This window comes from Rhizobium sp. SJZ105 (assembly GCF_007828365.1).
Classification (GTDB): Bacteria; Pseudomonadota; Alphaproteobacteria; order Rhizobiales; family Rhizobiaceae; genus Agrobacterium; species Agrobacterium tumefaciens.
The window spans coordinates 821,346-846,222 of sequence record NZ_VIUP01000001.1 but is presented as its reverse complement, the minus strand read 5'-3'; the positions used below and the strand labels follow the sequence as shown (position 1 = coordinate 846,222).

At 60.0% G+C, this 24,877-nt stretch carries 24 protein-coding genes; 8 read left to right on the top strand and 16 right to left on the bottom strand.

From position 1 onward, the window contains the following. Positions 1 to 10: 10 nt before the first annotated feature. Positions 11 to 2,014 (bottom strand): LysM peptidoglycan-binding domain-containing protein, encoded by a 2,004-nt coding sequence (locus FB593_RS04240; RefSeq protein WP_145166342.1) that lies wholly within the window; start codon positions 2,012 to 2,014, stop codon positions 11 to 13. A 156-nt stretch (positions 2,015 to 2,170) separates the two neighbouring features. On the opposite strand from FB593_RS04240, the gene FB593_RS04235 reads away from it, so the two are divergent. Next, entirely contained in the window at positions 2,171 to 2,791 is a 621-nt protein-coding gene (locus tag FB593_RS04235; RefSeq protein WP_003512311.1) for a TIGR00730 family Rossman fold protein, read from the top strand. Positions 2,792 to 2,985: 194 nt separating this feature from the next. Next, positions 2,986 to 4,746, top strand: a complete 1,761-nt coding sequence (locus FB593_RS04230; protein ID WP_065658082.1) for a peptidoglycan D,D-transpeptidase FtsI family protein — start codon at positions 2,986 to 2,988, stop codon at positions 4,744 to 4,746. A gap of 57 nt (positions 4,747 to 4,803) precedes the next feature. Here the strand turns inward: FB593_RS04230 and rarD are convergent, their stop codons facing one another. The 13 genes from rarD to alr form a co-directional block, all read right to left on the bottom strand. Beyond that, positions 4,804 to 5,712 (bottom strand): EamA family transporter RarD, encoded by a 909-nt coding sequence (gene rarD / locus FB593_RS04225; protein ID WP_145166341.1) that lies wholly within the window; start codon positions 5,710 to 5,712, stop codon positions 4,804 to 4,806. 215 nt (positions 5,713 to 5,927) lie between these two features. Then, on the bottom strand, positions 5,928 to 6,884 hold the full coding sequence (gene pip, locus FB593_RS04220; protein ID WP_113473813.1) for a prolyl aminopeptidase: 957 nt from the start codon (positions 6,882 to 6,884) through the stop codon (positions 5,928 to 5,930). A 3-nt stretch (positions 6,885 to 6,887) separates the two neighbouring features. Beyond that, positions 6,888 to 7,367, bottom strand: coding sequence for a GFA family protein (locus tag FB593_RS04215; RefSeq protein ID WP_038490509.1), 480 nt, complete (start codon positions 7,365 to 7,367; stop codon positions 6,888 to 6,890). Beyond that, positions 7,364 to 7,828 carry a GFA family protein gene (locus FB593_RS04210; RefSeq protein WP_003512324.1) on the bottom strand — a complete coding sequence of 155 codons (465 nt, stop codon included), beginning with the start codon at positions 7,826 to 7,828 and terminating at the stop codon, positions 7,364 to 7,366. Before FB593_RS04210 ends, FB593_RS04215 begins: the two co-directional genes overlap by 4 nt. After that, entirely contained in the window at positions 7,825 to 8,301 is a 477-nt protein-coding gene (locus FB593_RS04205; RefSeq protein ID WP_113473814.1) for a GFA family protein, read from the bottom strand. The genes FB593_RS04210 and FB593_RS04205 overlap by 4 nt, the downstream gene beginning before the upstream one ends. Then, a complete protein-coding gene (locus FB593_RS04200; RefSeq protein WP_038492745.1) occupies positions 8,298 to 8,606 on the bottom strand; it encodes an endonuclease domain-containing protein in 309 nt (102 codons plus the stop codon). The genes FB593_RS04205 and FB593_RS04200 overlap by 4 nt, the downstream gene beginning before the upstream one ends. Before the next feature lie 317 nt (positions 8,607 to 8,923). Beyond that, the gene (cysS, locus tag FB593_RS04195) at positions 8,924 to 10,309 is read right to left on the bottom strand and encodes a cysteine--tRNA ligase (protein WP_013635827.1); all 1,386 of its coding nucleotides are present in this window, start codon (positions 10,307 to 10,309) and stop codon (positions 8,924 to 8,926) included. 225 nt (positions 10,310 to 10,534) lie between these two features. After that, entirely contained in the window at positions 10,535 to 11,275 is a 741-nt protein-coding gene (locus FB593_RS04190) for an SDR family NAD(P)-dependent oxidoreductase (RefSeq protein WP_019565381.1), read from the bottom strand. A gap of 150 nt (positions 11,276 to 11,425) precedes the next feature. Further along, complete coding sequence (purF, locus tag FB593_RS04185; RefSeq protein WP_003512343.1) at positions 11,426 to 12,919, bottom strand: amidophosphoribosyltransferase; 1,494 nt, start codon at positions 12,917 to 12,919, stop codon at positions 11,426 to 11,428. A 138-nt stretch (positions 12,920 to 13,057) separates the two neighbouring features. Further along, the gene (locus tag FB593_RS04180) at positions 13,058 to 13,645 is read right to left on the bottom strand and encodes a CvpA family protein (RefSeq protein WP_003512345.1); all 588 of its coding nucleotides are present in this window, start codon (positions 13,643 to 13,645) and stop codon (positions 13,058 to 13,060) included. Between the two features lie 95 nt (positions 13,646 to 13,740). Further along, positions 13,741 to 15,141: a DNA repair protein RadA gene (gene radA, locus FB593_RS04175; RefSeq protein ID WP_003512347.1), complete on the bottom strand. Its 1,401-nt coding sequence runs from the start codon at positions 15,139 to 15,141 to the stop codon at positions 13,741 to 13,743. Positions 15,142 to 15,338: 197 nt separating this feature from the next. Then, a complete protein-coding gene (locus tag FB593_RS04165; protein WP_065658079.1) occupies positions 15,339 to 15,605 on the bottom strand; it encodes a type II toxin-antitoxin system ParD family antitoxin in 267 nt (88 codons plus the stop codon). 65 nt (positions 15,606 to 15,670) lie between these two features. Further along, complete coding sequence (alr, locus tag FB593_RS04160) at positions 15,671 to 16,846, bottom strand: alanine racemase (RefSeq protein WP_013635829.1); 1,176 nt, start codon at positions 16,844 to 16,846, stop codon at positions 15,671 to 15,673. Between the two features lie 86 nt (positions 16,847 to 16,932). Between alr and FB593_RS04155 the strand changes: the two genes are divergently transcribed. From FB593_RS04155 to FB593_RS04145, 3 genes are all read left to right on the top strand, one after another. Further along, positions 16,933 to 17,790: an AraC family transcriptional regulator gene (locus FB593_RS04155; RefSeq protein ID WP_035251674.1), complete on the top strand. Its 858-nt coding sequence runs from the start codon at positions 16,933 to 16,935 to the stop codon at positions 17,788 to 17,790. 92 nt (positions 17,791 to 17,882) lie between these two features. Then, entirely contained in the window at positions 17,883 to 18,587 is a 705-nt protein-coding gene (locus FB593_RS04150; protein WP_112289762.1) for an AzlC family ABC transporter permease, read from the top strand. Continuing rightward, complete coding sequence (locus tag FB593_RS04145) at positions 18,584 to 18,886, top strand: AzlD family protein (RefSeq protein ID WP_003512357.1); 303 nt, start codon at positions 18,584 to 18,586, stop codon at positions 18,884 to 18,886. The genes FB593_RS04150 and FB593_RS04145 overlap by 4 nt, the downstream gene beginning before the upstream one ends. Before the next feature lie 91 nt (positions 18,887 to 18,977). On the opposite strand, the gene FB593_RS04140 is transcribed toward FB593_RS04145, so the two are convergent. Further along, positions 18,978 to 20,474, bottom strand: coding sequence for a replicative DNA helicase (locus FB593_RS04140; protein WP_003512358.1), 1,497 nt, complete (start codon positions 20,472 to 20,474; stop codon positions 18,978 to 18,980). 310 nt (positions 20,475 to 20,784) lie between these two features. Between FB593_RS04140 and FB593_RS04135 the strand changes: the two genes are divergently transcribed. The 3 genes from FB593_RS04135 to FB593_RS04125 are packed head-to-tail and all read left to right on the top strand — an operon-like array spanning position 20,785 to position 24,023. Then, the gene (locus FB593_RS04135) at positions 20,785 to 21,240 is read left to right on the top strand and encodes a MarR family winged helix-turn-helix transcriptional regulator (RefSeq protein ID WP_003512359.1); all 456 of its coding nucleotides are present in this window, start codon (positions 20,785 to 20,787) and stop codon (positions 21,238 to 21,240) included. Next, positions 21,237 to 22,937 carry an MFS transporter gene (locus FB593_RS04130; protein ID WP_186447879.1) on the top strand — a complete coding sequence of 567 codons (1,701 nt, stop codon included), beginning with the start codon at positions 21,237 to 21,239 and terminating at the stop codon, positions 22,935 to 22,937. The genes FB593_RS04135 and FB593_RS04130 overlap by 4 nt, the downstream gene beginning before the upstream one ends. 18 nt (positions 22,938 to 22,955) lie before the next feature. Beyond that, positions 22,956 to 24,023, top strand: a complete 1,068-nt coding sequence (locus FB593_RS04125; protein ID WP_003512361.1) for an HlyD family secretion protein — start codon at positions 22,956 to 22,958, stop codon at positions 24,021 to 24,023. A 265-nt stretch (positions 24,024 to 24,288) separates the two neighbouring features. On the opposite strand, the gene rplI is transcribed toward FB593_RS04125, so the two are convergent. Continuing rightward, on the bottom strand, positions 24,289 to 24,864 hold the full coding sequence (gene rplI, locus FB593_RS04115) for a 50S ribosomal protein L9 (protein ID WP_003512362.1): 576 nt from the start codon (positions 24,862 to 24,864) through the stop codon (positions 24,289 to 24,291). Between the last annotated feature and the right edge of the window lie 13 nt (positions 24,865 to 24,877).

Genomic DNA, 24,877 nt, shown 5'->3' with positions numbered 1-24,877 from the left:
TCTTGAACGATCAGGAACCGCTCTTCAGACGCTTGCGATGAAGTTCTTCCGCATTCGGCAGGGCCTTCTCCGGCACACCGAAAATCTGGCCGGGCTCGATCAGGTCAGGATTTTTGATCTGATCCTCGTTGGCGAGGTAGATCGTGGTGTAACGCACGCCCTGTCCGTAAACGCGACGGGAAATCTGCCACAGCGTATCGCCGCGGCGGATGATGACGCTGTTCTGGCTTTCGGCAAGCGGCGGCTGCTCGAAGGTCTGCGGACCGGCGGGCGCCTGCGGTGCAGGTGCGGGCGGGGCGATGATGTGGAGGTCGGCAAGGCGGCTTGCCAGCGTGGCGATACCCTTGCCGATCCCGGCAACGTCGTTCGGCCATGCCTCTACCGATGTCAGCAGCTGACGTGCCTTGGCGGCGATATCGCCGGCAAAGGCGGTAAAGGATGGCTCGGTGCCTGCGGCAGTGCGGAACTCGGAGAGCGACTTGAGGCCGATCACCACGGCGGAGCGGCCGGCAATGGCCTGGTCGAGCGCCGGTGTGGCCTGATCCTTGTAGAGATTGGACAGAATGCCGAAGGCCTTGGCGACATCCGTGCGCAGCTTTTCGAATGCAGCGCGGTCGCTTGCCGTGCTCTGGTTTTCAGCGGGCGCGGTCGTCGTGGCGGCGGATGGCGTTGCGGACGGTGCCTGCATGGCGACGGTTGCCTGGTCGGTCTGCGGGCGCTCGAATGGAACGCGCACGCGGACCTTCACCGTGCCGTCGGCATTCAGCTCTTCGACAGTGATGATATGGCTGCCGACGGAAAGATCGACATTGCCCTCGATGACGAAATGGCCGGAGGCCTCCGTGGTGCTTTTGCCGATTTCCTTGTCGTCGACCAGCGCGCGCACGCTCGAAGCGGCAGGCGCGGAACCCGCAACGAAAATCTTCGAGCCTTCGAATTCGACGGCGGTTACCTGAACGGTCGAAGTCAGAGGAGCTGCGGCAGCGGACGGAGCCGGGGTACTAGCGGCAGGCGCGGGCGTCGTGGTGGCGGCAGCTGTTGCCGACTGACCCGGTTGCGCGGCTTGCGGGGGCTGGAGTGCTGAAGGTGCCGCCTCCGGCATTGCTAGCACGCGGCTTGCTTCACCAGGCTTGGACACCATCGCCAAGAGTTCGCCCGCCTTGCCGTTGGGCACGGAAACGGTTGCGACTTCTTCGGATTGCGTTGCCTTGCCGCTGGCGTCGGTCGAGCGCAGCACCAGTTCATGGTCGCCCGGTGGCAGGGGATTGTCAAAAACGGCGGCGAAATCGCCCGATCCGTCGATGGTCGTCTGCGCGATCACCTTGCCGTTGCTGAGAATTTCAAGCTTCGAGCCGGGCTGTGCCTTGCCTGCGACCACAGCCGAACCATCGGGCTCGACGCGTAGCACGTCAAAGGTCGGTGCGCCCGATGTGGACTGCGCTGCATCGGCGGCAGGAGCGGCGGGTTGGGGCTGCTGTGCAGCACCATCGTCGGTGCCGGTGAAGACGCCCGCCAGACGGCGAACCTGCGCCGCCGCCGCCGCTGCACTATCCGGCAGACCGCGCAGGAAAGCGGTGGTGCGTTCGGCCGCAGTGCGCGCCGTGGTGATGAGGCGCGACGTCGTTTCATCCAGCGTCTCGGGAATTTCGATATTGGTCAGTTCCTTGAGCGATGCCTCGACCTTCTTGCGTGCTGCCGCAAAGTCGGCGTCGGACGGAACCTTGCTGTCGGCGAAAAGCGTGGTCAGATCCTTGATCGACTGGGTTGCGGAAGCCGCGAGGCGCCCGACCTTGTCGGCGATATTGGCGGTCTCCTGAGCGGCGTCGGACAGGATGTCGCCCGCCTTGTCACTGCCCATTTCTACGCTGTTCTTCACCGCGTTGCCCGCTTCGTTGATGGCATCGCCGATGGGTTTGCCGTCATTGGAAATTCTAGGCAGGACGAAAAAGATCATGAGCAGGGACGCGATGCCCAGCACGATCAGTGCCAGCAAACCGGCTTTATTGTTTTTCATCCTGGAATCTCCGGGTATTGTAAGCTTTTTACACGAGTTCAGATTGCTAGCGTCTTACCTTGCCCCAGACAAGCGGCGTGGCCGTAAAAGGCCATATTTGCAAGGGATTTCCCAAATTTTCTTGACGTGTCGCATCCGGCATAGTTCCTTCCCATCATGACGGACAAAAATACAGCGATTCGATCCATCTGCGTTTATTGCGGCTCCCAGCCCGGACGTGACCCGGCTCACATGGAAGCAGGCCGCGCGCTTGGGAAATCCATTGCCGAAAACGGCATTCGCCTGGTCTATGGCGGTGGCACCAAGGGCATCATGGGCGCGGTCGCCAGCGGCGTTCTTTCCAACGGCGGCGAAGTAACGGGTATCATACCGGAATTTCTGGTCGATATGGAGGCTACACGCCATTCTCTCGGACAATTGAACGAGCTTATCGTCACCAAGGACATGCATGAGCGCAAACATATGATGTTTGAGCGCTCGGATGCTTTCGTAACGCTGCCGGGGGGCGTCGGCACGCTGGAAGAGATCGTCGAAATCATGACGTGGGCGCAGCTCGGTCGTCACGCCAAGCCGATTGTCTTCGCCAATATCAACGGCTTCTGGAACCCGATGCTGGAACTTGTGCAGCATATGCGCGATCAGGGTTTCATCCATCGCGCCCATCTTTTGAACCCGCTGGTCATCGATGAGGTCAAGGACATCGTGCCCGCCATCATCGACCGGGCGCTTGCGCAGCAGAACCCGGAAGGCGACCCTTCGGTAATTTCCCGTCTCTAGGCATCGAATAAATGTTAACGGGCCGCCACGAGGTTCGTTACAATTTTAAGTGTATATTAATAGAGATTTGACTGCGGCATCGCCCCGCCCGCTGTTTTCATGGCTCCGCGCCCGATCCTGTGCCAGCGTCTACAAGGCGTAGGCTGAGCGCGGAATTTGATTTTCGCCGCCATGATAGCGGGGCTCATTGGGGAATGATTGCTTTTTTGGTGCGGCTGAAAAGCCGGGCGCATTTTATTATTCAGAGAAGTCCGTTTCAGGGCAGGGATGCGATCCTCGGTTCCGCTGCCCGCCGCCGGGTGGACGCGAAAAAGCGGCTCGGAATATTGATCGCCGTCTTTGCCGTTATCTACGGCGTCGTTGCAGCACGGCTTGTCCAATACGGCCTTGCCGAACCCATTGCGACCGCATGGATCAATACCGGCGCTACAGCGGTCGCCTCCCGTCCCGATATCCTCGACCGCAACGGCACTCTGCTCGCGACCGATCTCAACATGGTGTCGCTCTATGCGGATCCGCGTCGGGTCGTGGACGCGGATGAGGTTGTCGAGAAGCTTGCAACCGTCATCCCCAATCTCGACTGGCGCGAGACGCACCGCAGATTGCGCTCGGACACCGGCTTTCAATGGCTGCGGCGCCAGCTGACGCCGCGCCAGCAGGCCGATATTCTCAACCTCGGCATCCCCGGCATCGGTTTCCGGCCGGAGAAACGGCGCTTTTATCCGGGTGGCCCCGCAGCCTCGCATATCATCGGCCACGTCAATGTCGACAATCAGGGCCTTGCGGGGATGGAACGTTATCTCGACCAGCAGGGCCTGGCCGACTTGCGCGCGACCGGCCTTGCCAGCGGTGCACCGCTGGAGCCGGTGAGGTTGTCGATCGATCTGCGGGTGCAGAATATCGTGCGTGAGGTCGTGCTCAAGGCGAAAACCGCCTATCAGGCGGAGGCTGCCGGTTCAGTGATATTGGATGTGGAGACGGGCGAGGTGCTGGCCATGGCATCGGTGCCGGATTACGACCCGAACGAGCCTTCCCGCACCCTTGCCGATGGCAGCATCGACAGGGAGTATGAAAAGGGCTGGTTCAACCGCATGAGCAATGCGACCTTCGAGATGGGATCCACCTTCAAGAGCTTCACACTTGCCATGGGACTGGATGCAGGTGCCATAACGCTCAACTCGGTGGTTGACGCGTCGCGACCCATCCGCATGGGAGGCTTCACCATCAAGGATTTCAAGGGCCGGAACCGCCCGCTGTCGATCCCGGAAGTGTTTCAATATTCATCGAATATCGGCACGGCGGCTGTTGCCGACAAGGTCGGGGTCGAAGGCCACCAGCAGTTCCTGACGAAACTGGGACTTCTCTCCAGAATGGATACGGAAATGCCTGGCGTTGCCACGCCAACCCAGCCGAGAACATGGAAGAAGATCAATTCCGTCACCATTTCCTTCGGCCATGGCGTTGCCACTACGCCTTTGCAGACGGCGGTGGCAGCAGCTGCGCTCATCAATGGCGGCAGCCTTATTTCGCCGACCTTCCTGCCGCGTTCCCGAGAGGATGCGGCAGTGCTTTCCCGCACCGTCATCAACGGAAAGACGAGCGCCGATATGCGTTACCTTTTCAACTGGAACGGCATCAAAGGGTCGGGTAGGGGTGCGCAGGTGGAAGGATTTCACGTTGGCGGCAAGACCGGAACCGCCGACAAGGTCATCAATGGCCGTTATGCCAAGGATATCAATTTCAACGCCTTCGTTGCCGGTTTTCCGATGCACAAGCCGAAATATGTCGTGCTGACGATGATCGACGCGCCCAGAACCGGCGTGAACGGAGGACGCACGGCTGCCTCGACGGCCGCACCCATGACCCGTGAAATCATCACCCAGACGGCTGGACTTCTCGGCGTCAAACCGCGCTTCGGTTATGACGCGACACCGCAATTGCTGGTCGATTATTGAAGACCCACATTCCCGTTACAGATACGGGAATGTGGAGAGCTGGCATGACGCGGAAGGTTATCGCTTCAGCCGCATCAGGCTAGATGCGGTATAGATCGCCAGCGCCACCCAGATCATTGCAAAGGCCGCCATCCGCACCATGTCGAACGGTTCCTTGAAGATGAAGATGGCGATGAGGAAGATCATCGTCGGCGCGATATATTGCATGATGCCGATGGTCGACAGCCGCAGAAGCTTTGCACCATTGCCGTAAAGAATAAGCGGAACGGCGGTGACGATGCCGCTGGCCGCAAGCAGCCAGGTATCGGTCGCATTGCCGGCCATGAAATGCGCCTGTCCGCTAACGGCAAGCCAGGCTAGCACCAGCACGGCCGGAACGGAAAGAAGCATGACTTCAAGCAGGAAGCCCTGTGTGGCGCCGATTGGCAGCGTCTTGCGGAAGAAGGCGTAGAAACCCCAGGACACGGTAAGCGCAATGGAAACCCATGGCAGGCTGCCCGCATGCCAGGTGAGGATCGCAACGGCCAGCCCCACGAGGCCGATGGCGGCGATCTGCGCCGGATAAAGCTTTTCCTTGAGCAGTACCGCGCCGAGGAAGATGCTGAACAGCGGATTGATAAAATAGCCGAGCGCGGCATCGAGTGCGCGGCCCGCGCCGATCGCCCAGATATATATGCCCCAGTTGATGCTGATGAGCGCGGCCGTGAGGCTTGCCATGGCGAGCATTTTAGGGGTTTTCAGCGCAGTGCGGATTTCCGCCGTGCGACCGAGAACGATAAGGACGGCGGCGCCGATCGGCACCGACCAGATGACGCGGTGCACGATGACCTCTATCGGCGAAATATGCGCAACCGCCTTCATGTAGATGGGAAGGAATCCCCACAGCAGATATGCGGAGAGCGCGAAAGCAAAACCGCGTGCGCTATCGCCGCCCTCTTGGGCCGGAAGCGTTTTATCGAGTGCCATGGGAGTACCGCCAATTATTAGGGATGGCCCTTCATAACGGATCGGCGTAGCGCGGGCCAATTCATTTCCGTGAAGCGTTCATGAGAAAAACTGCATGAATAAAAGGCGATTTGCTCTTGAAACAGGCGACTTTGCGACCAAACGGATGATCCACGCACAAAAATCTGCGTGAATCGTTATCTCATCAGGCCGCTTCAAGCATCTGAAAGGCCTGCCTATTTCCCCCCGAAAAGATCGGTTGCGCGGATCAGCTGGTCAAGAATGCCGGGTTCGCTCAGGGCATGCCCGGCTGCCTCGACAATATGGAAATCAGCCTTCGGCCAGGCCTTGGCAAGCTGCCAGGCATATTTCAGCGGGCAGGGCATATCGTAACGCCCGTGCACGATGACGCCCGGAATATCGCGAAGCTTGCCGGCATCGCGCAGCAATTGCCCTTCCTCCAGCCAGCCGCCATTGACGAAGAAGTGGTTCTCGATGCGTGCGAAGGCGATGGCGTATTTATCCTCGCCGAAATCCTCGACGCGCGCCGGATCGGTAACAAGGGCGATGGTTGCGCCTTCCCACTGGCTCCATGCTCGCGCGCATTCGAGCTTCTTGGCTTCGTCCGTACTGGTGAGATAGCGATTATAGGCCTGCATCATCTCGCCGCGCTCGGCTTCAGGAATTGGCGCTATGAAGTTTTCCCAGCGATCGGGATACATTTCAGAAACGCCGAACTGGTAATACCAGTCCAGTTCCGGCCTGGTGACCGTGTAGATGCCGCGCAGCACCAGTTCGCTCACGCGTTCGGGATGAGTCTCGGCATAGGCGAGTGCCAGCGTCGAGCCCCAGGAGCCGCCGAAAACCAGCCATTTTTCAAAGCCGCACAGCGCACGGAGCCTTTCAATGTCGGCAACCAGATGCCAGGTGGTGTTGGCTTCCAGTTCCGCATGCGGCGTGGAGCGACCGCAGCCGCGCTGATCGAACAGGATGACGTCGTAAAGTGCCGGATCGAAAACGCGGCGATGCGTGGGATTTACCCCGCCGCCCGGACCGCCATGCAGGAAAACCGCCGGTTTCGCACCGCGTGTACCAACCCGCTCCCAATAGATCGTGTGCCCATCGCCGACATCGAGCATGCCGCTCTCGAAGGGTTCGATCTCGGGGTAAAAGCTGCGCAATTCTTCGGTCATGTCTTACTTTCCTTCGGGTGGCCATTCGGCCGTGTCACGATCCGGGTGTTGCCGGTTGTTGACCGGTAGCCGGTTTTCATCCGGCGCAGCTTCCGGCTCGACCGGCAAGCCGTCAAGGTCACCGAACCAATGCATTTTGCTGTCGAGATTTGATTGCGCCTCGGGCTTTATCAGCTCCGGCTCGTCCAGCGAACCAAGCGTGATGTTGATGAAATCGGCGTCCGGCATGTCATAGAAAAGCGGCGTGCCGCACCGTTCGCAAAAACCGCGCCGCACGTGATCGGACGACTGGAACCACGAAGCCTCGCCACGGGTCATTCCAAACTTCGCGCGGGTACTTGCTGCAAGCGGCATGAAATAGTTGCCCGATGCCTTCTGGCACATGCGGCAATGACACAGATGCGGATAGCGCAACCCGCCATCGATCCGGTAACGCACGGCGCCACACTGGCATCCGCCGCTGAGGCTTTCTGAACCGTTCATGCGCGGTCATCTTCCGGCGGCCAGACCTTGGTGTCGTGGTCCGGGTGTTGGAAGGAGGTGATATCAGCCTCATCGACGCTCTGCTCGATTGCAGGTTTTGAAAACAGCTGCTCGATCCAGGGCATGCGCTTGTGGATATTGACCTGCACCTGCGGTTCGATCCGCTCCGGATGATCGAAAGCGCCGATCGCGATCTCTACGCCGCCAGGATAATGATAGGTCAGCGGCGTGCCGCATTTGTTGCAGAAGCCGCGATGGATTTTCGCAGATGAACGGAAGAGGGAAGGCTGGCCGCGCGTCCATGTCAGATGCGCCTGATCGGCGGTGACGAGTGCACCGAAGAAATTGCCGAAATGCTTCTGGCACATGCGACAATGGCAAATGGAGGGGCGACCGATCTTGCCCGCATGAAACCGCACGGCGCCGCACTGGCAGCCGCCGGAAAAGCCTGTTTCGCTCATCGTTTATTCTCCGGGGGCCAGCTCTCGGTGTCATGGTCGGGGTGCTGGTAGGAAACGAGGTTGGTCAGATAGTCGACCGAGGTCAGATCGTCTTCCGTTGGGACGGCGGGTAGCGTGTGGATGCTGTCGACGAAATCGATTTTGCGTTCCACGCCCCACTGAATGGTGGGCGGCAAGGCGGCGGGATCGTCGAAAGCACCGGCCGCAACCGCCATGCCATCCGGCGCCTCATAGGTCAGCGGCGTGCCGCATTCGGGGCAGAAGCCGCGCTTGACGACGCTGGAGGACTGAAAACGTTTCGGCTCCCCCCGCGTCCATTCGAAATTGACGCCGCGCACGGAAACCAGCGGCGCGTAATAGGCCCCAAAAGCCTTCTGGCACATGCGGCAATGACAGATGGAACTGTCCTTGAGATCGCCGGTCGCGCGGAACCGGATCGCGCCGCACTGGCATCCGCCGGTGTAGGTGGTCATGGTTGGCTCTCCTTTACCGTCCGGATAATGTGGAGACAGACATTGTCGATGTCTTTCACAACATCTTCGTTCCAGAAACGCAGAACCCGCCAGCCACACTGCTCCAGCGTCTCCGTTCGTTGCCGATCATAGTCTGCCGCAGCATCTTCCGCATGCTGAAACCTGTCTAACTCGACAATGATCTTATGCGACGGGCAGGTGAAATCAACGATGTATCCTGCGACAGGCAGCTGGCGTCTGAAAGACAGACCTGCAAGACGATGGGCACGGACGGCGTTCCAGAACTTGAGTTCGGCGCCTGTCATGACCTTGCGCATCTGCCGAGCATGTTTCCGATGTCGGGGGCTGACCTTGGCATGGGGCATCGGGATGCTCGCGACTTGATCGGTTGCCGCGAGATTGTAGCATGGTGTGGACGAAATCAAGGGCCTGTCGTGGGGCATCACCACCCTCTGCCCTGCCGGGCATCTCCCCCTCAAGGGGGGAGATCGACAAGCGGCTAGCACCCTACCTATGGAATGCGCGGGGACTTATCGCACTAGCGCGCGGCATCTGATCTCCCCCTTGAGGGGGAGATGCCCGGCAGGGCAGAGGGAGGTAAGTCCCAAGCCGCAGCAGCAAATTACCGCTTCAACTCCCAGGTCGTCGTCCGTTCCCCGGTTTCCTTATCCTTGCCATCCTTCAACTGAATGCCCTTTTCAGAAAGCTCGTCGCGCAAACGATCCGCCTCTGCAAAGTTCTTCGCCTTCAGCATTTCCAGACGCAGTTGCACTAGGGCATCGACTGCCGAAACGATAGCCTCGTCCACTTCCGCTTTCTTCGGCAATACGCCGAGCAGGGCGGCGCTGGCCGCAAAGGCGGGCAGGCGGGCAGGATCGGTATTGGCGGCATGTGCCAGCGCGTGAAGCGCCTGCACGGCGGCAACGGTGTTCAGGTCGTCGGCAAGCGCATCAAGCACGGTTTCGTCCGGTGCCGCGTCGGAGGCTTCGGCCGCCGGCCACTTGGCGAGAAGACGTTCGGCCTCTTCGAGACGCTTCACCGAAAAATCGATTGGCTCGCGGTAATGCGTCATCAGCATGGCAAGGCGAAGAACCTCGCCCGGCCATTGGCGGCCGCCGAATTTTTCGGTGTGCAGCAATTCATAGATGGTCACGAAGTTGCCCTCGGACTTCGACATCTTGCGGCCTTCCACCTGCACGAAGCCATTATGCATCCAAACATTGGCCATCACCTGCGTGCCGTGGGCGCAGCGGGATTGCGCGATTTCGTTCTCGTGATGCGGGAAAATGAGATCGAGCCCGCCGCCGTGAATGTCGAACACTTCGCCGAGGTAGCGACCGGCCATGGCCGAGCATTCGATGTGCCAGCCCGGACGGCCGCGGCCCCAGGGGCTTTCCCAGCCGGGCTCATTATCAGAGGAAAGTTTCCACAGCACGAAATCGCCGGGGGTCTTCTTGTGTGCTTCCACCGCCACGCGCGCGCCGGCCTGCTGTTCGTCCAGCGGGCGTTTGGACAACTGGCCGTAATCGGCCATCGAGCGGGTGTCGAACAGCACTTCGCCGCCCGCCGCATAGGCATGGCCGCGTGCGATCAGCTTCTCGATGATGTCGATCATCTCGGCGATGTAGTCGGTGGCGCGCGGTTCAACGGTCGGCTGCAGGCAGCCGAGTGCTGCCACATCCTCATGGAACTGGTCGGCGGTCTTTTTCGTCACCGCGTGGATGGCGTCATTCAGCGGCAGATGCGGATAGTCGCGCAGCGCCCTTGCGTTGATCTTGTCGTCGAGATCGGTGATGTTGCGGGCGTAGGTCACATGGCTTTCGCCATAGACGTGGCGCAGCAGCCGATAAAGAACATCGAAAACGATGACCGGGCGCGCGTTGCCGATATGGGCGAAATCGTAAACCGTTGGTCCGCAGACATACATGCGCACATTGTCGGCGTCGATCGGCGCAAATTCCGTCTTTTCGCGTGTCAGGGTGTTGTGGAGTTTCAGGCGCAAGGACATGCGGGCGTTCCCTAAAGGCAGTCAATTGTCCTGGCCGGACCGTTTGTCTGTTGGACCTTGCGGGGAGACGAAAACGATCTGGCCGGTGGTGAACCAGCAAAAATTATTCAGCAGCAGGTGCAGATCGTTGTTTTCATGCCTTGCCTTATGGCGTGCCGGTGTTTCGCGGTCAAGCGTTTCTCGCAGGCGCCAGAAGCACCTTAAGAGATCGCCTTGACCAAAAGCCTATTCCGGCTGGCGGTAATCCAGGAATTTGCCTTCACGCACGACGAAGAGCTTGCCGGTTTCGGTAAGCTCAGGCGAGGCGAGTTGAACAATGGCGGCGGCAACTTCAGAAGGGTGCGGCACGTCTGCGGGGTCTTCGCCGGGCATGGCCTGGGCGCGCATCGCGGTGCGCGTCGCGCCGGGATTGATGCTGTTGATGCGCAGGGCGGTTTTATCTGTTTCCGCAGCCCAGGTCCGGGCAAGTGCCTCAACGGCGGCCTTGGAGGTGGAATAGACGCCCCAGAAGGGACGACAGCTATGGGCAGCACCGGAAGACAGGATCAACGCGCGCCCGGCATCCGATCGCAGGAGCAACGGTTCGACCGAGCGGATCAGCCGCCATGTAGCGGTGACATTGATGGTCATGACCCTTTCGAAGACTTTCGCTTCGATATGGCCGACCGGCGAGATGACGCCGAGAACACCGGCATTCGCGACCAGAATATCGAGCTTGCCCCAGCGCTCGAAGATATTGGCGCCCAGCGCATCGATGGCGTTCATGTCGGCGAGATCGAAGGGAACCAGCGTCGCGGTGCCGCCGACGGCCTTGATGGCGTCGTCCAGATCCTCGAGGCCGCCGACCGTGCGGGCGCAGGCAATGACGTGCGCACCGGCCTTGGCAAGCTCCAGCGCCGTGAAATAGCCGATACCGCGCGACGCGCCGGTGACGAGCGCGATCCTGCCCTTGAGATTGATGGTCATTTTGCCCCCTCCGAAATTCATTCCGCTTGTTTTATGAAGCCCCTGACGCCAACCGCAAGCGATCAAAACGCCGCAGCGGGTACTGTTTCAATCGCCCGCCACAAAAAAGCGGCCACCGGAAGCCGGTGGCCGCTTGTTATTTCAAGATTATCAGCCGTTGCTGGCCAGCACGGAAATCTTGCTGCCCATCGCCTCGCCGTTCTGGTCGAGAAGGCGGGTAGGGTAGTCGCCGGTGAAATAATGGTCCGTGAATTGCGGACGCGCATTGTTGCGGTTCTCGCCACCGACGGCGCGGTAAAGACCGTCGATCGACAGGAAGGCAAGCGAATCGGCGCCAATGAATTTCGCCATGGCGTCCACATCGGCATATTGGTTGGCGAGCAGCTTGTCGGCATCAGGCGTGTCGATGCCGTAGAAATCCGGATGGAAAATCATCGGGCTGGCAACGCGGATATGCACTTCTTTCGCGCCCGCTTCGCGGATCATCTGCACGATCTTCAATGAAGTCGTGCCGCGCACGATCGAATCATCCACCAGCACCACGCGCTTGCCTTCAATCATCGCCCGGTTGGCGGAATGCTTGAGCTTGACGCCAAAAGCGCGAATCTGCTGCGTCGGCTCGATGAAGGTACGGCCGACATAGTGGTTGCGGATGATGCCGTATTCGAACGGAATACCGCTTTCCTGTGCAAAACCGAGCGCTGCCGGCGTGCCGCCATCGGGAACCGGAACGACAACGTCTGCTTCCAGCGGCGCTTCCTTGGCAAGGTTCATGCCCATGTTCTTACGCGTCGTATAGACGTTGCGGCCGCCGACGACGGAATCGGGGCGGGCGAAATAGACATATTCGAACAGGCAGAGACGTTCCGGCTGCGGCTTCGAAGGCTTGCGCGCATCGATGGTGATCGAACCATCAGGCTGAATTTCGCAGATGATGACTTCGCCGTTTTCGACGTCACGCACGAATTTCGCGCCGATGATATCGAGAGCGCAGGTCTCCGAGCAGAAGATCGGCTTGCCGTCCAGCTCACCCATGACGAGCGGGCGGATGCCGATCGGGTCGCGGGCTGCGATCAGCTTGGTGCGGGTCATCGCCAGCATCGAATAGCCGCCTTCCATCTGGCGGATGGCGTCGATGAAACGGTCGGCAGTGGAGCTGTGACGCGAACGGGCGATGAGGTGCAGCACGACTTCGGTATCCGATGTCGACTGACAGATGGCGCCGGTGGCGATGATCTGTCGGCGAAGCGTCAGGCCATTGGTGAAATTGCCGTTATGGGCAATCGAAATGCCGCCTTCTTCCAGCTCGGCAAACAGTGGCTGCACGTTGCGCATCGCCACTTCGCCTGTTGTGGAGTACCGGGTATGGCCAATAGCGATGGAGCCGGGCAGGCGGGCAAGGGTTGCCGGATCGGTATAATGATCGCCGACGAGGCCCATATGGCGTTCCTGATGGAAGCGCTTGCCATCGAAGGAGACGATGCCTGCTGCCTCCTGGCCGCGATGCTGAAGCGCATGCAGGCCCAGTGCAGTCAGGGCGGAGGCATCGGCGTGGCCGAGAATGCCGAACACGCCGCACTCTTCGTGCAGCGTGTCGCCGTCGATCTCTTCATTGAAAGTGGAATGCGAAAGCGGCTCAATCATCCGGCTTGCCCTTGCTCTCTACCGAGAAAAACGAAAGACCTCTCCGGTGAGCTTGTCTCCCGGTCGGCCAGTCTGTGTCGTGCTTGATATTTAGCACAAATAGCGCGCCTTGCATGCATTGCAAGGCGTGACACTGTGTCAATTATTCGTTGCCGGCGGATTTGTCGCCGGTACATCTTCCGCAGGCGTCTGCGCGGCTGCCGGTTCCTGCGGTTTTCCGAGGATACGGGCGCGGATCTGCGGCTCGATATCGTCAGGCAGAACCGCTTCCAGCTTGCCCACCAGCCCGTCGAGGAAAGGCTTGGACTTTGCCTGGGTTACCCATTGCGGCTGCGTCTTCACATCCACCAGCCAGTTCCAGAAGGCAACCGCGACGACCAGCAAGAGAATGCCGCGCGCTGCGCCGAACAGGAAACCCAGCGTGCGATCCAGCGCACCGATGCGGCTGTCGATGATGAAATCGGCAATGCGCGAGGTGATGAAGGAAATGACGACGAGGGAGATGAGGAAGACGACGCCTGCCGAACCGGCGATGGCGATCTTGTCGTCATCGGTATAGTTGCGTGCATAGGGCAGCAGGATCGGGAAAAGATAATAGGCGGCGGCGACCGAACCGGCCCAGCTCGCGATGGACAGAATCTCGCGGGAAAAACCGCGCACCATCGCGAGAATGGCGGAGAAAAGAACAACGGCGATGACGATGCCGTCGAAAATTGTAATGGGCATATACCAACTCCGGAGGTGCGACGCCCTGTCAGGCGCTGCCTTGCCAATTGTGCGATCCTCTTACACCACTGTTTCCCTTGGCGAAAGGATCAATCTTAGTCGTCCTCAACCTGTTTGAACCGGTTGCCGGAACCGGCGATGCGCGCCACTAGGTCCGGCAGGCTTTCTATTTCCGTCCAGCGCCCCTTGCCCGCTTTCGGCAATTCAGCCGAAGCAGACGGCAGAAGTGCGGCAGAGAAACCGAGTTTTTCAGCTTCTTTCAAACGCTGGCCCGTATGCGAGACTGGCCGTACCGCGCCCGACAGGCTGATCTCGCCGAAATAGACGCAATCGGCGGGCAGGGCAAGACCGGCAAGCGAGGAAACCAGCGCAGAGGCTATCGCCATATCCGCAGCCGGTTCGGAAATGCGGTATCCGCCGGCGACGTTCAGATAAACGTCGTGCTGACCGAGCTTCACGCCGCAATGGGCTTCCAGCACGGCAAGGATCATGGCGAGCCGCGAACTGTCCCAGCCGACCACGGCGCGGCGCGGCGTGCCGAGCGAGGTGGCCGCGACCAGCGCCTGCACCTCGACCAGAATGGGACGGGTGCCCTCCATGCCGGCAAAGACCGCGGCACCGGGAGATTTCTCATTGCGCTCGCCAAGGAACAGTTCGGACGGGTTGGAGACCTCGCGCAATCCGCGATCGGACATTTCAAACACGCCGATCTCGTCCGTCGGCCCGAAGCGGTTCTTGACGGTGCGCAGAATGCGGTAATGGTGGCCGCGGTCACCTTCGAAATAAAGCACGGCGTCGACCATGTGCTCCACCACGCGCGGACCGGCGATCTGGCCTTCCTTGGTCACATGGCCCACCAGCACCATGGTCGCGCCCGTCTGCTTGGCGTAACGGATCATTGCCTGCACGCCGGTGCGCACTTGCGTTACCGTGCCGGGAGCGGAATCGGCCGTGTCGCTCCATAGCGTCTGGATGGAATCGATGATGACGAGATCGGGGCGTTTGCCCTCGGAAATCGTCGCCAGAATATCCTCGACATTGGTTTCTGCCGCCAGCAGCACGTCGGTTTCCGCCGCACCCAGCCGCTGGGCCCGCAGACGCACCTGCGCTACCGCTTCTTCGCCAGAAACATAGATGACGCGATGTCCGCGCCGTGAAAGGGCAGCCGCCGCCTGCATCAGCAGGGTCGATTTGCCGATGCCGGGATCGCCGCCGATCAACACCGCCGAACCGCGCACGAAACCGCCACCGGTTGCCCGGTCCAGTTCGCTGATGCCGGTCGGAATGCGCGGCGCCTCCTCGATCTCGCCCGAAAGCGCCGTAAGCGCGACCGCCCGGCCTTTTTTCGGCGTCTTGCCGGGGCCGGAACCGATGCCGCCCATCGGGTCTTCTTCGACGATGGTATTCCATTCGCCGCAGCCTTCGCATTTTCCCGCCCAGCGGGTATGAACCGTGCCGCAGTTCTGGCACACGAATTGGGTCTTGGCTTTGGCCATCTATGTCAGTTTTCTTCTTGTTTGAAATCTTTGGCGGAATTGTCCTGGTGGCCGTGCAGCAAGCGCAGAACGGTTAGATCGGCCTCGTCAACACGAAAGAAGATGACGCGCCCACGATAGGCAATACTGCGAAGCCCGGCCCATGGTCTTCGGCAAGATCGCGCCTTGCCCGCGTGGTCCAGATTGGGGTCCGGATTTTAATGACAGGTCCCCGTTTTTTGCTGCACGGAAACGCGTTTGATATCGCTCAGGAAGTCGTCTTGTGAGGCATAGCGGTGAACCCGGCCTGCTTCAGCGTCGTCAATGCCCTGTATCAGCAATTTAAGCGCGACTCTTTTTCTTTCATCGCTGCTCAGTAATTGCAGGCTCGCATGAATAACGGCGTCCGCATCGCTATAGACACCCGCAGCCACCTGCTCTTCGATGAACTTTTCGTCCTGCTCGCTCAAATGGATTTCGGGCATTTCGATCTCCTTTTGTTCTCTTTTAGCACAGGTCGCTTCCGCTTTCCAAGAGCTAAAGACGTGGTTCAGTCGTCAGCCATCAGATATTGGCGCTCGTAGCGCAAACCAAGCCCCGTCAGCATTTCGTAACCGATAGTGCCGGCGGCGCGCGCCACCTCATCGAGCGGCACTTTCGGGCCGAAAAGCTCGATATAATCGCCGGTGCGGACAGCGTTTGCCGGTATGTCCGTGATGTCGAAAATGGTGAGATCCATGGTCACACGACCGGCGACCGGCGCCTTGTGGCCGTTGACTATGCCGTAAGCACCGCCATGGCCCATTTCGCGCAATGGAATGCCGGAACCGGAAAGCGACCGCTGGTAGCCGTCCGCATAACCAACGGAAGCGATGGCAAGGCGGCTCGCCCGTTTCAGCAAATAGGTGCCGCCATAGCTGACGGTCTGGCCTTCGCCGGCCTCGCGAATCTGGATGATCCGCGCTTCGGCCTTTGCGACGGGCCGCATCGGGTTTGCCACATCGTTGATTGCCTCGCCGCCGTAAAGGGCAATGCCGGGGCGGGTCAGATCGAAATGATAATCCGGCCCCAGAAAGATTCCGGCAGAAGCGGAAAGGCTTGATTCGATTCCTTCGAAAGCGGCGCTAACCTTGCGGAATGATTCGAGCTGGACCTTATTCATGGGCGAAGACGGCGTGTCGGCGCAGGCGAGGTGGGAGAGCACCAGAACCGGATCGAAACTCGCAGGCCGGGTCACGTCGTCTGCCAGAAACAGCGCGTCGTCCAGCGGCAGGCCAAGCCGGTTGAAGCCGGTATCCACATGCAGCGCGCAGGGGTGTTCGCCGCGTTCGGCAACTGTCGCCATCCAGAAGGAGAGCTGTTCCTCCGAGGCCAGAACCGGCACGAGATCATTGTCGAAGACCTGACGCTCCTGGCCCTGCCAGATGCCTGACAGCACGAAGATGCGCGCTTCCGGCGCATAGGATCGCAAGGTCGCACCTTCGGACACCGTTGCCACGAAGAAGTCGCGTGCGCCGGCATGGTAGAGCGTCGCGCCGCAATCCTCGATACCGAGCCCGTAGGCATCTGCTTTCACGACAGCCGCCGTCCGCGCCTTGCCGGACCGCTTTTTCATGTCGCGCCAATTGTCGGCAAGCGCGCCGAGATCGACGGTCAGCCTCAGCGGCGCATGTTCGAAAGCGTCGGTTTCGTGTTCGGGAAATGTGTCTTCGAAGTCGTCTGTCATGCCATGCGTCCGGTTGATTTGGAACCGGTTCGGACCCTAGCACTTTTGTTCAAGACGGTAATGACCGATTGGTTTAAAGTCGTTCTATGCACAATGTTTCGCAGGAACAGGCCATAGACGTCATGCCGGTTGCAGCGACGGAAACGACGCGTTTCTGGCGTGACCCACGTTTTGGCGGCATGGAATGTCTGAGCGCGACGTTCCTGACACATGAATATTCGCCGCACGCGCATGATACCTTCTCGATCGGCGCGATCGAAAGCGGCTCGCAGATTTCCACCATTCAGGGCACCAGGGAACAGACCGGGCCGGGGCATCTCTATCTCATCAATCCGGACGAGATTCACGATGGTGCGCCGGGTGGCGGCGGTTATCGTTATCGGATGATCTATCCCGACGCAGCGCTGCTGCGTGATATTATCGAGGATGTGACGGGCAGGGCTTTCCACGGAATGCCGTCCTTTCCAAGGTTTCTCCCGCGTGATCCGCAGATGGCCGCTGCTTTTCAGATGGCGCATCGCAGGCTGGAGGCCAAGTCCGGCGCTCTTGAGGCAGATGAGGGCATGTTCTCGGTTCTGGCGGCACTGTTCGGCAGGCATGGCAGCGCCATTATCCTGGCCGTTGAAACCCGCGAGAAGACGGCGGTCCATACCGCCCGCGACTATCTCTCCGATAATTACGAGACCGATATCGGCCTTGAGGAATTGGCGTCCATCGCTGGTCTCAGCCGCGCGCATCTAATCCGGGCCTTCCGCAAAGAGTTCCACATCACCCCGCATGCCTATCTGACGGATGTGCGCATAAGGCGGGCGCGCCGTCTTCTGCGTTCCGGCGAAATGCCGGCCGAGGTGGCTGCGCTGTGCGGTTTTGCCGATCAGGCGCATTTTACGCGGCATTTCAAGGCGCGCACCGGCGTCACGCCGGGACAATTCCGGACGGCGTGATTTTGGAGGCCATTCCGAAGCGCAACGTCACTTTCATTCAAGACTGGAAAAACTTGCAGGCGTAATCGCATGTCTCTGAAAAGGAGAATGCAATGTCCGTGCTGGAAAAACGTGCAGAGCTTGGCGCAGGCCTGAGAGCTGCGGCACCCCTGCTGGTCGCCATGGTGCCGATCGGCGCCGTGTTCGGTGCAGTCGCGGTCGGCAAGGGATTGTCGCCGCTGGAAGCTTCGCTGATGTCGATTCTCGTCTTTGCAGGTGGCTCGCAATTCGTCGCCATGGATCTGTGGACGCATCCGGCAAGCTGGAGCGCGCTCGGTTTTGCCGCGCTGCTGGTCAATCTTCGCCATGTGCTGATGAGCGCTTCCATCGCTGGCAAGCTCGATGATTTTACCGGCTGGCGAAAATATGCGGCCATGCTGGTGCTGACGGACGAATCCTGGGCGCTGTCGGAATTCAGGGCAGTTGCCGGCAGGCTGACGGCCGCATTTTTCACCGGCGCTGCGCTGTCAATCTACCTCGTCTGGAACATCGCCACGCTTACGGGCGCACTTTTAGGCTCGGTGATGGGCGACATGACGGTCATCGGTCTGGACTTCGCTTTTCCGGCCGTGTTCATCGTGCTGCTGATGGGGTTCTGGAAGGGCAGGGAAACGGGCCTGGTGCTGCTGGCAAGCGCTGCCGCCGCCTTTGTCACGCACGCGCTGGTCCCAGGCGCCTGGTACATAGCCGCCGGTGCGCTTGCGGGGCTTTCCGTCGCAGCCCTCGGCCGCGAGGACGAGGTGGAGCAGCCAGCATGACGCTTGATACGAACACCCTGCTGGCGATCCTCGCCATGATGGCGGCCACCGTCGCTACGCGTCTTGGGGGTCTGCTGCTGGTCAACCATTTCACCCTGACGCCGCGTCTGAAAAAAGCGCTCGGCGTGGTTCCGCCTGCGGTCTTGATGGCTGTGGTGACGCCAACGGCATTCTCAAGCGGAATGGCGGAAACAATCGCCTGCGCGGTGACGGCAGTCGCGGCGCTCCGCCTCAGCCTGCTCCCAGCCGCAACGCTCGGCGTCGTCACCGTGGCGCTTTTGCGCGGAATCGGATTGTGAGGCAATCCCGCCAAAGTTCTGAAAAGATTCCCCAGTTTCGATTTAGAGCAGGCAGGGCGAAACGCTGACCCGGTTTCGCCCTCGGTTCAGATCAATGCTCTTCGTACTGGCTGAAGCTCGGGTCGGCCAGATCCGCGAAGCGGGTGAATTCGGACTGGAAGGCGAGTTTCACTGTGCCGGTGGGTCCGTGACGCTGCTTGGCAATGATGACGTCGGCGGTGCCTTTCACCTTGTCGAACAGGGCCTCCCACTCGGCATATTTCGGATCGGAAATATCGCGCGGCTCCATGTTCTTGACGTAATACTCCTCACGGAACACGAACAGCACCACGTCGGCGTCCTGCTCGATCGAGCCCGATTCACGCAGGTCGGAAAGCTGCGGGCGCTTGTCTTCACGGCTTTCCACCGCACGGGAGAGCTGCGAAAGCGCGATGATGGGAACGTTGAGTTCCTTGCCGAGCGCCTTAAGGCCCGTGGTGATCTGGGTGATTTCCTGCACGCGGTTCTCACCGCTCTTGCCGGCGCCGGTCATCAGCTGAATATAGTCGACCACCAGAACGTCAAGACCACGCTGGCGCTTCAGTCGACGGGCACGGGCGGAAAGCTGGGCGATGGAGATACCACCGGTCTGGTCGATGTAAAGCGGCACCTTCTGCATCATCTGGGAGCAGGCGACGAGCTTCTCGAAATCGGCCTCGGTAATGTCACCGCGGCGGATTTTCGAGGAAGACACTTCCGTCTGCTCTGAAATGATACGGGTTGCCAGCTGTTCGGACGACATTTCGAGCGAGTAGAAGCCGACGACGCCGCCGTTTTTCGCCTTGAACGAACCATCAGGCTGAACTTCCTGATCGTAGGTCGCCGCGATGTTATAGGCGATGTTGGTGGCAAGCGAGGTCTTGCCCATACCCGGACGACCGGCAAGTACGATAAGGTCGGAACGCTGCAGGCCGCCCATGCGGGCGTCGAGCGAGTGGATGCCGGTGGAAATGCCGGAAAGATTGCCGTCACGCTCGAAGGCGGCGCCCGCCATGTCGATCGCCAGCGCCACGGCGTCGTTGAACGACTGGAAGCCGCCATCGTAGCGGCCGGTTTCCGCCAGTTCGAACAGGCGGCGCTCGGTGTCTTCGATCTGCGCCTGCGGCGGCATGTCCAGCGGCGCATCATAGGCGATGTTGACGACATCCTCGCCGATCTGGATCAGCGCGCGGCGCAGCGCCAGATCGTAAATCGCCCGGCCGTAATCTTCCGCATTGATGATCGAAACGGCTTCTGCCGCCAGACGCGCCAGATATTGCGCCACCGTCAGGTCGCCGACCTTGTCGTCTGCGGGCAGGAAGGTCTTGATGGTCACCGGATTTGCGGTCTTGCCCATGCGGATGATGTCGCCCGCCACTTCGAAAATCTTGCGGTGCAGCGGTTCGTAAAGATGCACGGGCTTCAAGAAGTCCGACACGCGGTAATAGGCGTCGTTGTTAACGAGGATGGCGCCCAGCAGCGCCTGTTCGGCCTCGATATTGTTCGGCGCCTCGCGGTAATGCGGTTCCGCCGGTTGCGCGGGGGTGATCTTTCTCACAGCGTCGTTCATGGTTTGCACGATCTCCCTTTGCCTTGCCACTACACTTCGGGTTTGGCTTCCTTGGCCATGGCAGTCAATGATATTGTTGCAACACTCTATGGCAGCCTGACGTCCTGTCTGCGAAGCTGGATCACATCTTCAGTTGTCCCCAGCAATCCACAGGCGGGTGGGGACAAGGGGCGGGAAATTCCCGGCAACGTGATTCGCTGCCATGAGTTTATCGCATGGCAGACCCGACGTGAAAGAAACTTGAAAATCGGCAGGCTTCCAAATAAATAGGCAGAAAATAAGTAGTGTGCTAATTATAAGGCTTGCTGACATGTCCCGCGAAACCGACAAGGAACAGCTTCTGGACGAGGTGTCCGCCTTCACCCGCAAGCTGCGCGCATTTTTTGACGCGCGGGTAGGGGAAAGCGGCCTGACTTTGGCGCGTGCGCGTGCGCTTTTCGCGCTGTCGCGACGTGGGCCGCTGACCCAGACGGAGCTTGCCGAGGAAATGGAAATCGAAACGCCGACGCTGGTGCGCGTGCTTGACGGCATGGAGAAACAGAACCTCATCGAGCGCCGCTCCGACGAAACCGACCGCCGTGCCAAACGCATCCACATGACGGAGGAGGGCGAGAAAACCTCCGAAACGGTGCAGGCGGTGGCAAAATCGCTCCGTTCTGAAATCGCCGCCGATGTTTCCTCGCAGGATCTGGCGATGGCGCTGGATGTCATGCGCAGGCTTTCGGCCAATCTGCAAAATCTGGCAAGCGGGAGGGCGCAATCGTGAGTACCGTGGTGCCGCAAACGGCAGATGAGACCGCCTCTGAAAATGCCGACGTGACGGTAAAGCCCGCGAGCGCGCCGGAATCTGCTGCTGCGGCCGCCGCGCCGCAACCGGTGGAGCGGCCATTGTGGCTGCGGCTGTGTTTCATCTTTGCGGGCCTGGCGTTCTTCATCACCCAAGGGTTGGGCATGAACCTCGTCATGGCCAATCTATACCAGTTGCAGGGCGAATTTTCTGCCACGGTGGCCGAGGTCGCTTGGCTTTCCGCCGCCTATATGGCCCCCTATGCCACGTTTTCCATCGCGCTGTTCAAGGTGCGAACGCAATATGGCCTGCGGCCCTTTGCCGAACTTTCGATCATCGTCTTCGTCGTCGCCTCATGCCTCAACCTGTTCGTGACAGATTTGCATTCGGCGATCGTCATCCGCTTTCTCAGCGGCATGGCGGCGGCACCTCTTTCTTCGCTCGGCTTTCTCTACATTCTGGAGGCTTTTCCGCCGGCGCGGAAATTCTCGCTGGGCTTCAGCATCGCGCTCACCGGAACTTTGCTGTCTGCACCGCTCGCGCGCATCGTCTCGCCTTCCTTGCTGCAAATCGGCGGCTGGAATGCCCTCTACACGATGGAAATGGGCTTCGCGCTGATCTCGCTCGCCTTGATCTACCTGTTGAAAGTTACGCCGCCGCCGCGCGCGAAAGTCATCGAGCGCACGGATATTCTGAGTTACCTTCTGTTTGCGGGTGGCCTTGGCTGTCTTGCAGTCATGCTCACGCTTGGCCGGTTTTACTGGTGGTTCGAAACATGGTGGCTGGGCGTGCTTCTGGCCACGTCAATCACGCTTCTCACGCTGATGGTCGTCATCGAGTTGCCGCGCAAGAACCCGCTGCTTGACCTGCGCTGGATTTTTTCGAAAACCAACCTGCATGTCATAGCGGTTCTGCTCATCTACCGTGCAGTTTCCTCCGAGCAATCCTCGACGGCGGTGAGTTTCTACCAGCAGCTTGGCCTTTTGAACGATCAGACGATCACGCTTTATGCTCTGGTGCTTTTGGCGACGGTTCTCGGCGGTGCGGCCTGTGCCTGGCTGATGCTGACGAAATATGTCGATACCGCTCATGTGATTGCGCTTACCCTGATTGCGGCCGGCGCTTTTCTGGACAGCCAGTCCAACAACCTGACGCGGCCAGCGCAGATGTATCTGAGCCAGATGATGATCGCCTTCGGTGCGGCCATGTTCCTGCCGCCCGTTATGGCAAAGGGGTTCGCTGCCGCACTTGCGCGCGGAGCGCCCTATCTGGTGAATTTCATCACCATCTTCCTGTTCACCCAGATCACCGGATCGATGTTGATGACCGGGCTGCTCGGCAGTTTCGTGACGCTGCGCGAAAAATTCCATTCCAATATTCTGGTGGAGAATATCTTGCTCACCAACCCATTGGTCGCCCAGCGCGTGTCGCAACTTTCCGGCGCCTACAGCCACGTCATCACCGATCCGGCGCTGCTGAAGGCCGAGGGGCTTTCCCTCCTTGGCCAGCAGGTTACCAAGGAAGCCTATGTGCTCGCCTATAACGATACGTTCCTGTTGATTTCCACCGTTGCGGCGCTGGCGCTCATGGCGCTTTTGCTCCACCTTGCATGGCTGCGCATCCGTCCCCGCTTTTTCCGGGACAATGTCGATGCCGCGCCGGCGCCACAGTCTTGAACCTCCAAGAGTGATAATATGCTGAAGAAGATTTTTACCCCCGTTTCCATTCTCGTTCTGCTCGGTGGCCTCGCCGGCGTCGCCCTGGTGCTCTATGCATGGCGCCTGCCGCCATTCCTCTCAACCGTCGAAATGACCGACAACGCCTTCGTGCGTGGTTACGTGACGACGATGAGCCCGCAGGTGAGCGGTTATGTCGTGGATGTGCCGGTGAAGGACTATCAGGAGGTCAAACAGGGCACATTGCTGGCGAAGATAGACGACCGCATCTACCGCCAGAAGCAGGCGCAGGCGGGAGCCGCGCTGGATACGCAAAAGGCGGCACTGGACAATTCCCGCCAGCAGGAAAACGCCGCCAACGCCAATATCCGTTCCAGCGAGGCGGCTGTCGATAGCGCGCAGGCATCTCTGAAACAGGCGCAACTGGCATCAGACCGTCAGGACAACCTCATCAAAAGCGGTGCCGGCACCTCCAGCCTGCAGGAAGAGGCTCATGCCGCGCTTGAAAAGGCGAGGGCATCGCTCTCGCAGGCGAAAGCGGCACTTGAGGTCTCGCGGCAGGATTTGCAGACGATCATCGTTAACCGCAGTTCCCTGCAGGCCGCTGTCGCCAATGCCGAGGCTGCGGTCGAACTCGCCAGGATCGATCTCGACAATACCGAAATTCACGCGCCGGTGGACGGCAGGCTCGGCGAAATCGGCGTGCGCACCGGTCAGTATGTGACAGCCGGAACGCAGTTGATGGCGGTTGTGCCGCATGATGTCTGGGTCATCGCCAATTTCAAGGAAACCCAGCTCGCGGGTATGCAGGTCGGCCAGCCGGTGACGATCTCGGTGGATGCCCTGCATCGCCGCAAGCTCAACGGCCGCGTCGAGCGGTTCTCGCCCGCAACGGGATCGGAATTCGCTGTCATCAAGCCCGACAATGCCACCGGCAATTTCGTGAAGATCGCCCAGCGTCTCGGCGTGCGCATCGCAATCGACGCCGACCAGCCGCTGGCAGCGGATCTGTCGCCGGGCATGTCGGTGGTCGTGCATGTGGACAAGAGCGTGGCGCCGGAGGGGGCGGAGACGGCGGCGAGGTAGTCTGGCGCTGAGTTTGCCGAGAGGCACCCCCTCTGTCCTGCCGGACATCTCCCCCACAAGGGTGGAGATCGAGTTGTGGCTTGCGCTCGACAACCTCAACGTTGCGGCTATTAGCGATGTGGGATCGCCCTGCCGATATCCCCCCTTGTGGGGGAGATGCCCGGCAGGGCAGAGGGGGGTATCCCTCCACACACTCCAGTCACAAAACCAAAAAAACCCCGGATGTCGCCATCCGGGGTTTTCCTTATGACCACAAGGCCAAATCTTATTCGTCGTCGTCGTTGCCGTCAGCTTCCGGATCGAAGAAGTCTTCCGGACGCAGGGCGTCTTCGTCAACGCCGTAGATGGCGTCGGCGGAGGTGAGGCTTTCGCCCTTGGACTGACGCTCGGCTTCTTCGGCAGAACGGGCAACGTTCAGCTCGACCTGAAGCTCGACTTCGGCGTGCAGGTGCAGGGTAACGTTGTGCAGGCCGATGGTCTTGATCGGCGTGTTCAGTTCAACCTGGTTGCGGCCGATGTTGAAGCCTTCGGCGCCGAGGATTTCAACGACGTCGCGAGCAGCAACAGAACCGTAAAGCTGACCGGTTTCGCCAGCCGAGCGAACGACGATGAAGGACTTGCCTTCGAGTGCTTCGGCAACCTTCTGGGCTTCCGACTTGCGCTCGAGGTTACGGGCTTCAAGCGTTGCGCGCTCGGTTTCGAAACGGGTCTTGTTGGCGGCGTTGGCGCGCAGCGCCTTGCCCTGCGGCAGCAGGAAGTTACGTGCGTAACCGTCGCGAACCTTTACGGTTTCGCCCATCTGGCCGAGCTTGTTGATGCGTTCGAGAAGAATAACGTCCATCTTCTTGATCCTT

Bases quoted from the DNA above. Each gene is read 5' to 3' on its own strand.
- FB593_RS04240 (WP_145166342.1), bottom strand. From the start codon at position 2,014: ATGAAAAACAATAAAGCCGGTTTGCTGGCACTGATCGTGCTGGGCATC.
- FB593_RS04235 (WP_003512311.1), top strand. From the start codon at position 2,171: ATGACGGACAAAAATACAGCGATTCGATCCATCTGCGTTTATTGCGGC.
- FB593_RS04230 (WP_065658082.1), top strand. From the start codon at position 2,986: ATGATTGCTTTTTTGGTGCGGCTGAAAAGCCGGGCGCATTTTATTATT.
- rarD (WP_145166341.1), bottom strand. From the start codon at position 5,712: ATGGCACTCGATAAAACGCTTCCGGCCCAAGAGGGCGGCGATAGCGCA.
- pip (WP_113473813.1), bottom strand. From the start codon at position 6,884: ATGACCGAAGAATTGCGCAGCTTTTACCCCGAGATCGAACCCTTCGAG.
- FB593_RS04215 (WP_038490509.1), bottom strand. From the start codon at position 7,367: ATGAACGGTTCAGAAAGCCTCAGCGGCGGATGCCAGTGTGGCGCCGTG.
- FB593_RS04210 (WP_003512324.1), bottom strand. From the start codon at position 7,828: ATGAGCGAAACAGGCTTTTCCGGCGGCTGCCAGTGCGGCGCCGTGCGG.
- FB593_RS04205 (WP_113473814.1), bottom strand. From the start codon at position 8,301: ATGACCACCTACACCGGCGGATGCCAGTGCGGCGCGATCCGGTTCCGC.
- FB593_RS04200 (WP_038492745.1), bottom strand. From the start codon at position 8,606: ATGACAGGCGCCGAACTCAAGTTCTGGAACGCCGTCCGTGCCCATCGT.
- cysS (WP_013635827.1), bottom strand. From the start codon at position 10,309: ATGTCCTTGCGCCTGAAACTCCACAACACCCTGACACGCGAAAAGACG.
- FB593_RS04190 (WP_019565381.1), bottom strand. From the start codon at position 11,275: ATGACCATCAATCTCAAGGGCAGGATCGCGCTCGTCACCGGCGCGTCG.
- purF (WP_003512343.1), bottom strand. From the start codon at position 12,919: ATGATTGAGCCGCTTTCGCATTCCACTTTCAATGAAGAGATCGACGGC.
- FB593_RS04180 (WP_003512345.1), bottom strand. From the start codon at position 13,645: ATGCCCATTACAATTTTCGACGGCATCGTCATCGCCGTTGTTCTTTTC.
- radA (WP_003512347.1), bottom strand. From the start codon at position 15,141: ATGGCCAAAGCCAAGACCCAATTCGTGTGCCAGAACTGCGGCACGGTT.
- FB593_RS04165 (WP_065658079.1), bottom strand. From the start codon at position 15,605: ATGCCCGAAATCCATTTGAGCGAGCAGGACGAAAAGTTCATCGAAGAG.
- alr (WP_013635829.1), bottom strand. From the start codon at position 16,846: ATGACAGACGACTTCGAAGACACATTTCCCGAACACGAAACCGACGCT.
- FB593_RS04155 (WP_035251674.1), top strand. From the start codon at position 16,933: ATGCACAATGTTTCGCAGGAACAGGCCATAGACGTCATGCCGGTTGCA.
- FB593_RS04150 (WP_112289762.1), top strand. From the start codon at position 17,883: ATGTCCGTGCTGGAAAAACGTGCAGAGCTTGGCGCAGGCCTGAGAGCT.
- FB593_RS04145 (WP_003512357.1), top strand. From the start codon at position 18,584: ATGACGCTTGATACGAACACCCTGCTGGCGATCCTCGCCATGATGGCG.
- FB593_RS04140 (WP_003512358.1), bottom strand. From the start codon at position 20,474: ATGAACGACGCTGTGAGAAAGATCACCCCCGCGCAACCGGCGGAACCG.
- FB593_RS04135 (WP_003512359.1), top strand. From the start codon at position 20,785: ATGTCCCGCGAAACCGACAAGGAACAGCTTCTGGACGAGGTGTCCGCC.
- FB593_RS04125 (WP_003512361.1), top strand. From the start codon at position 22,956: ATGCTGAAGAAGATTTTTACCCCCGTTTCCATTCTCGTTCTGCTCGGT.
- rplI (WP_003512362.1), bottom strand. From the start codon at position 24,864: ATGGACGTTATTCTTCTCGAACGCATCAACAAGCTCGGCCAGATGGGC.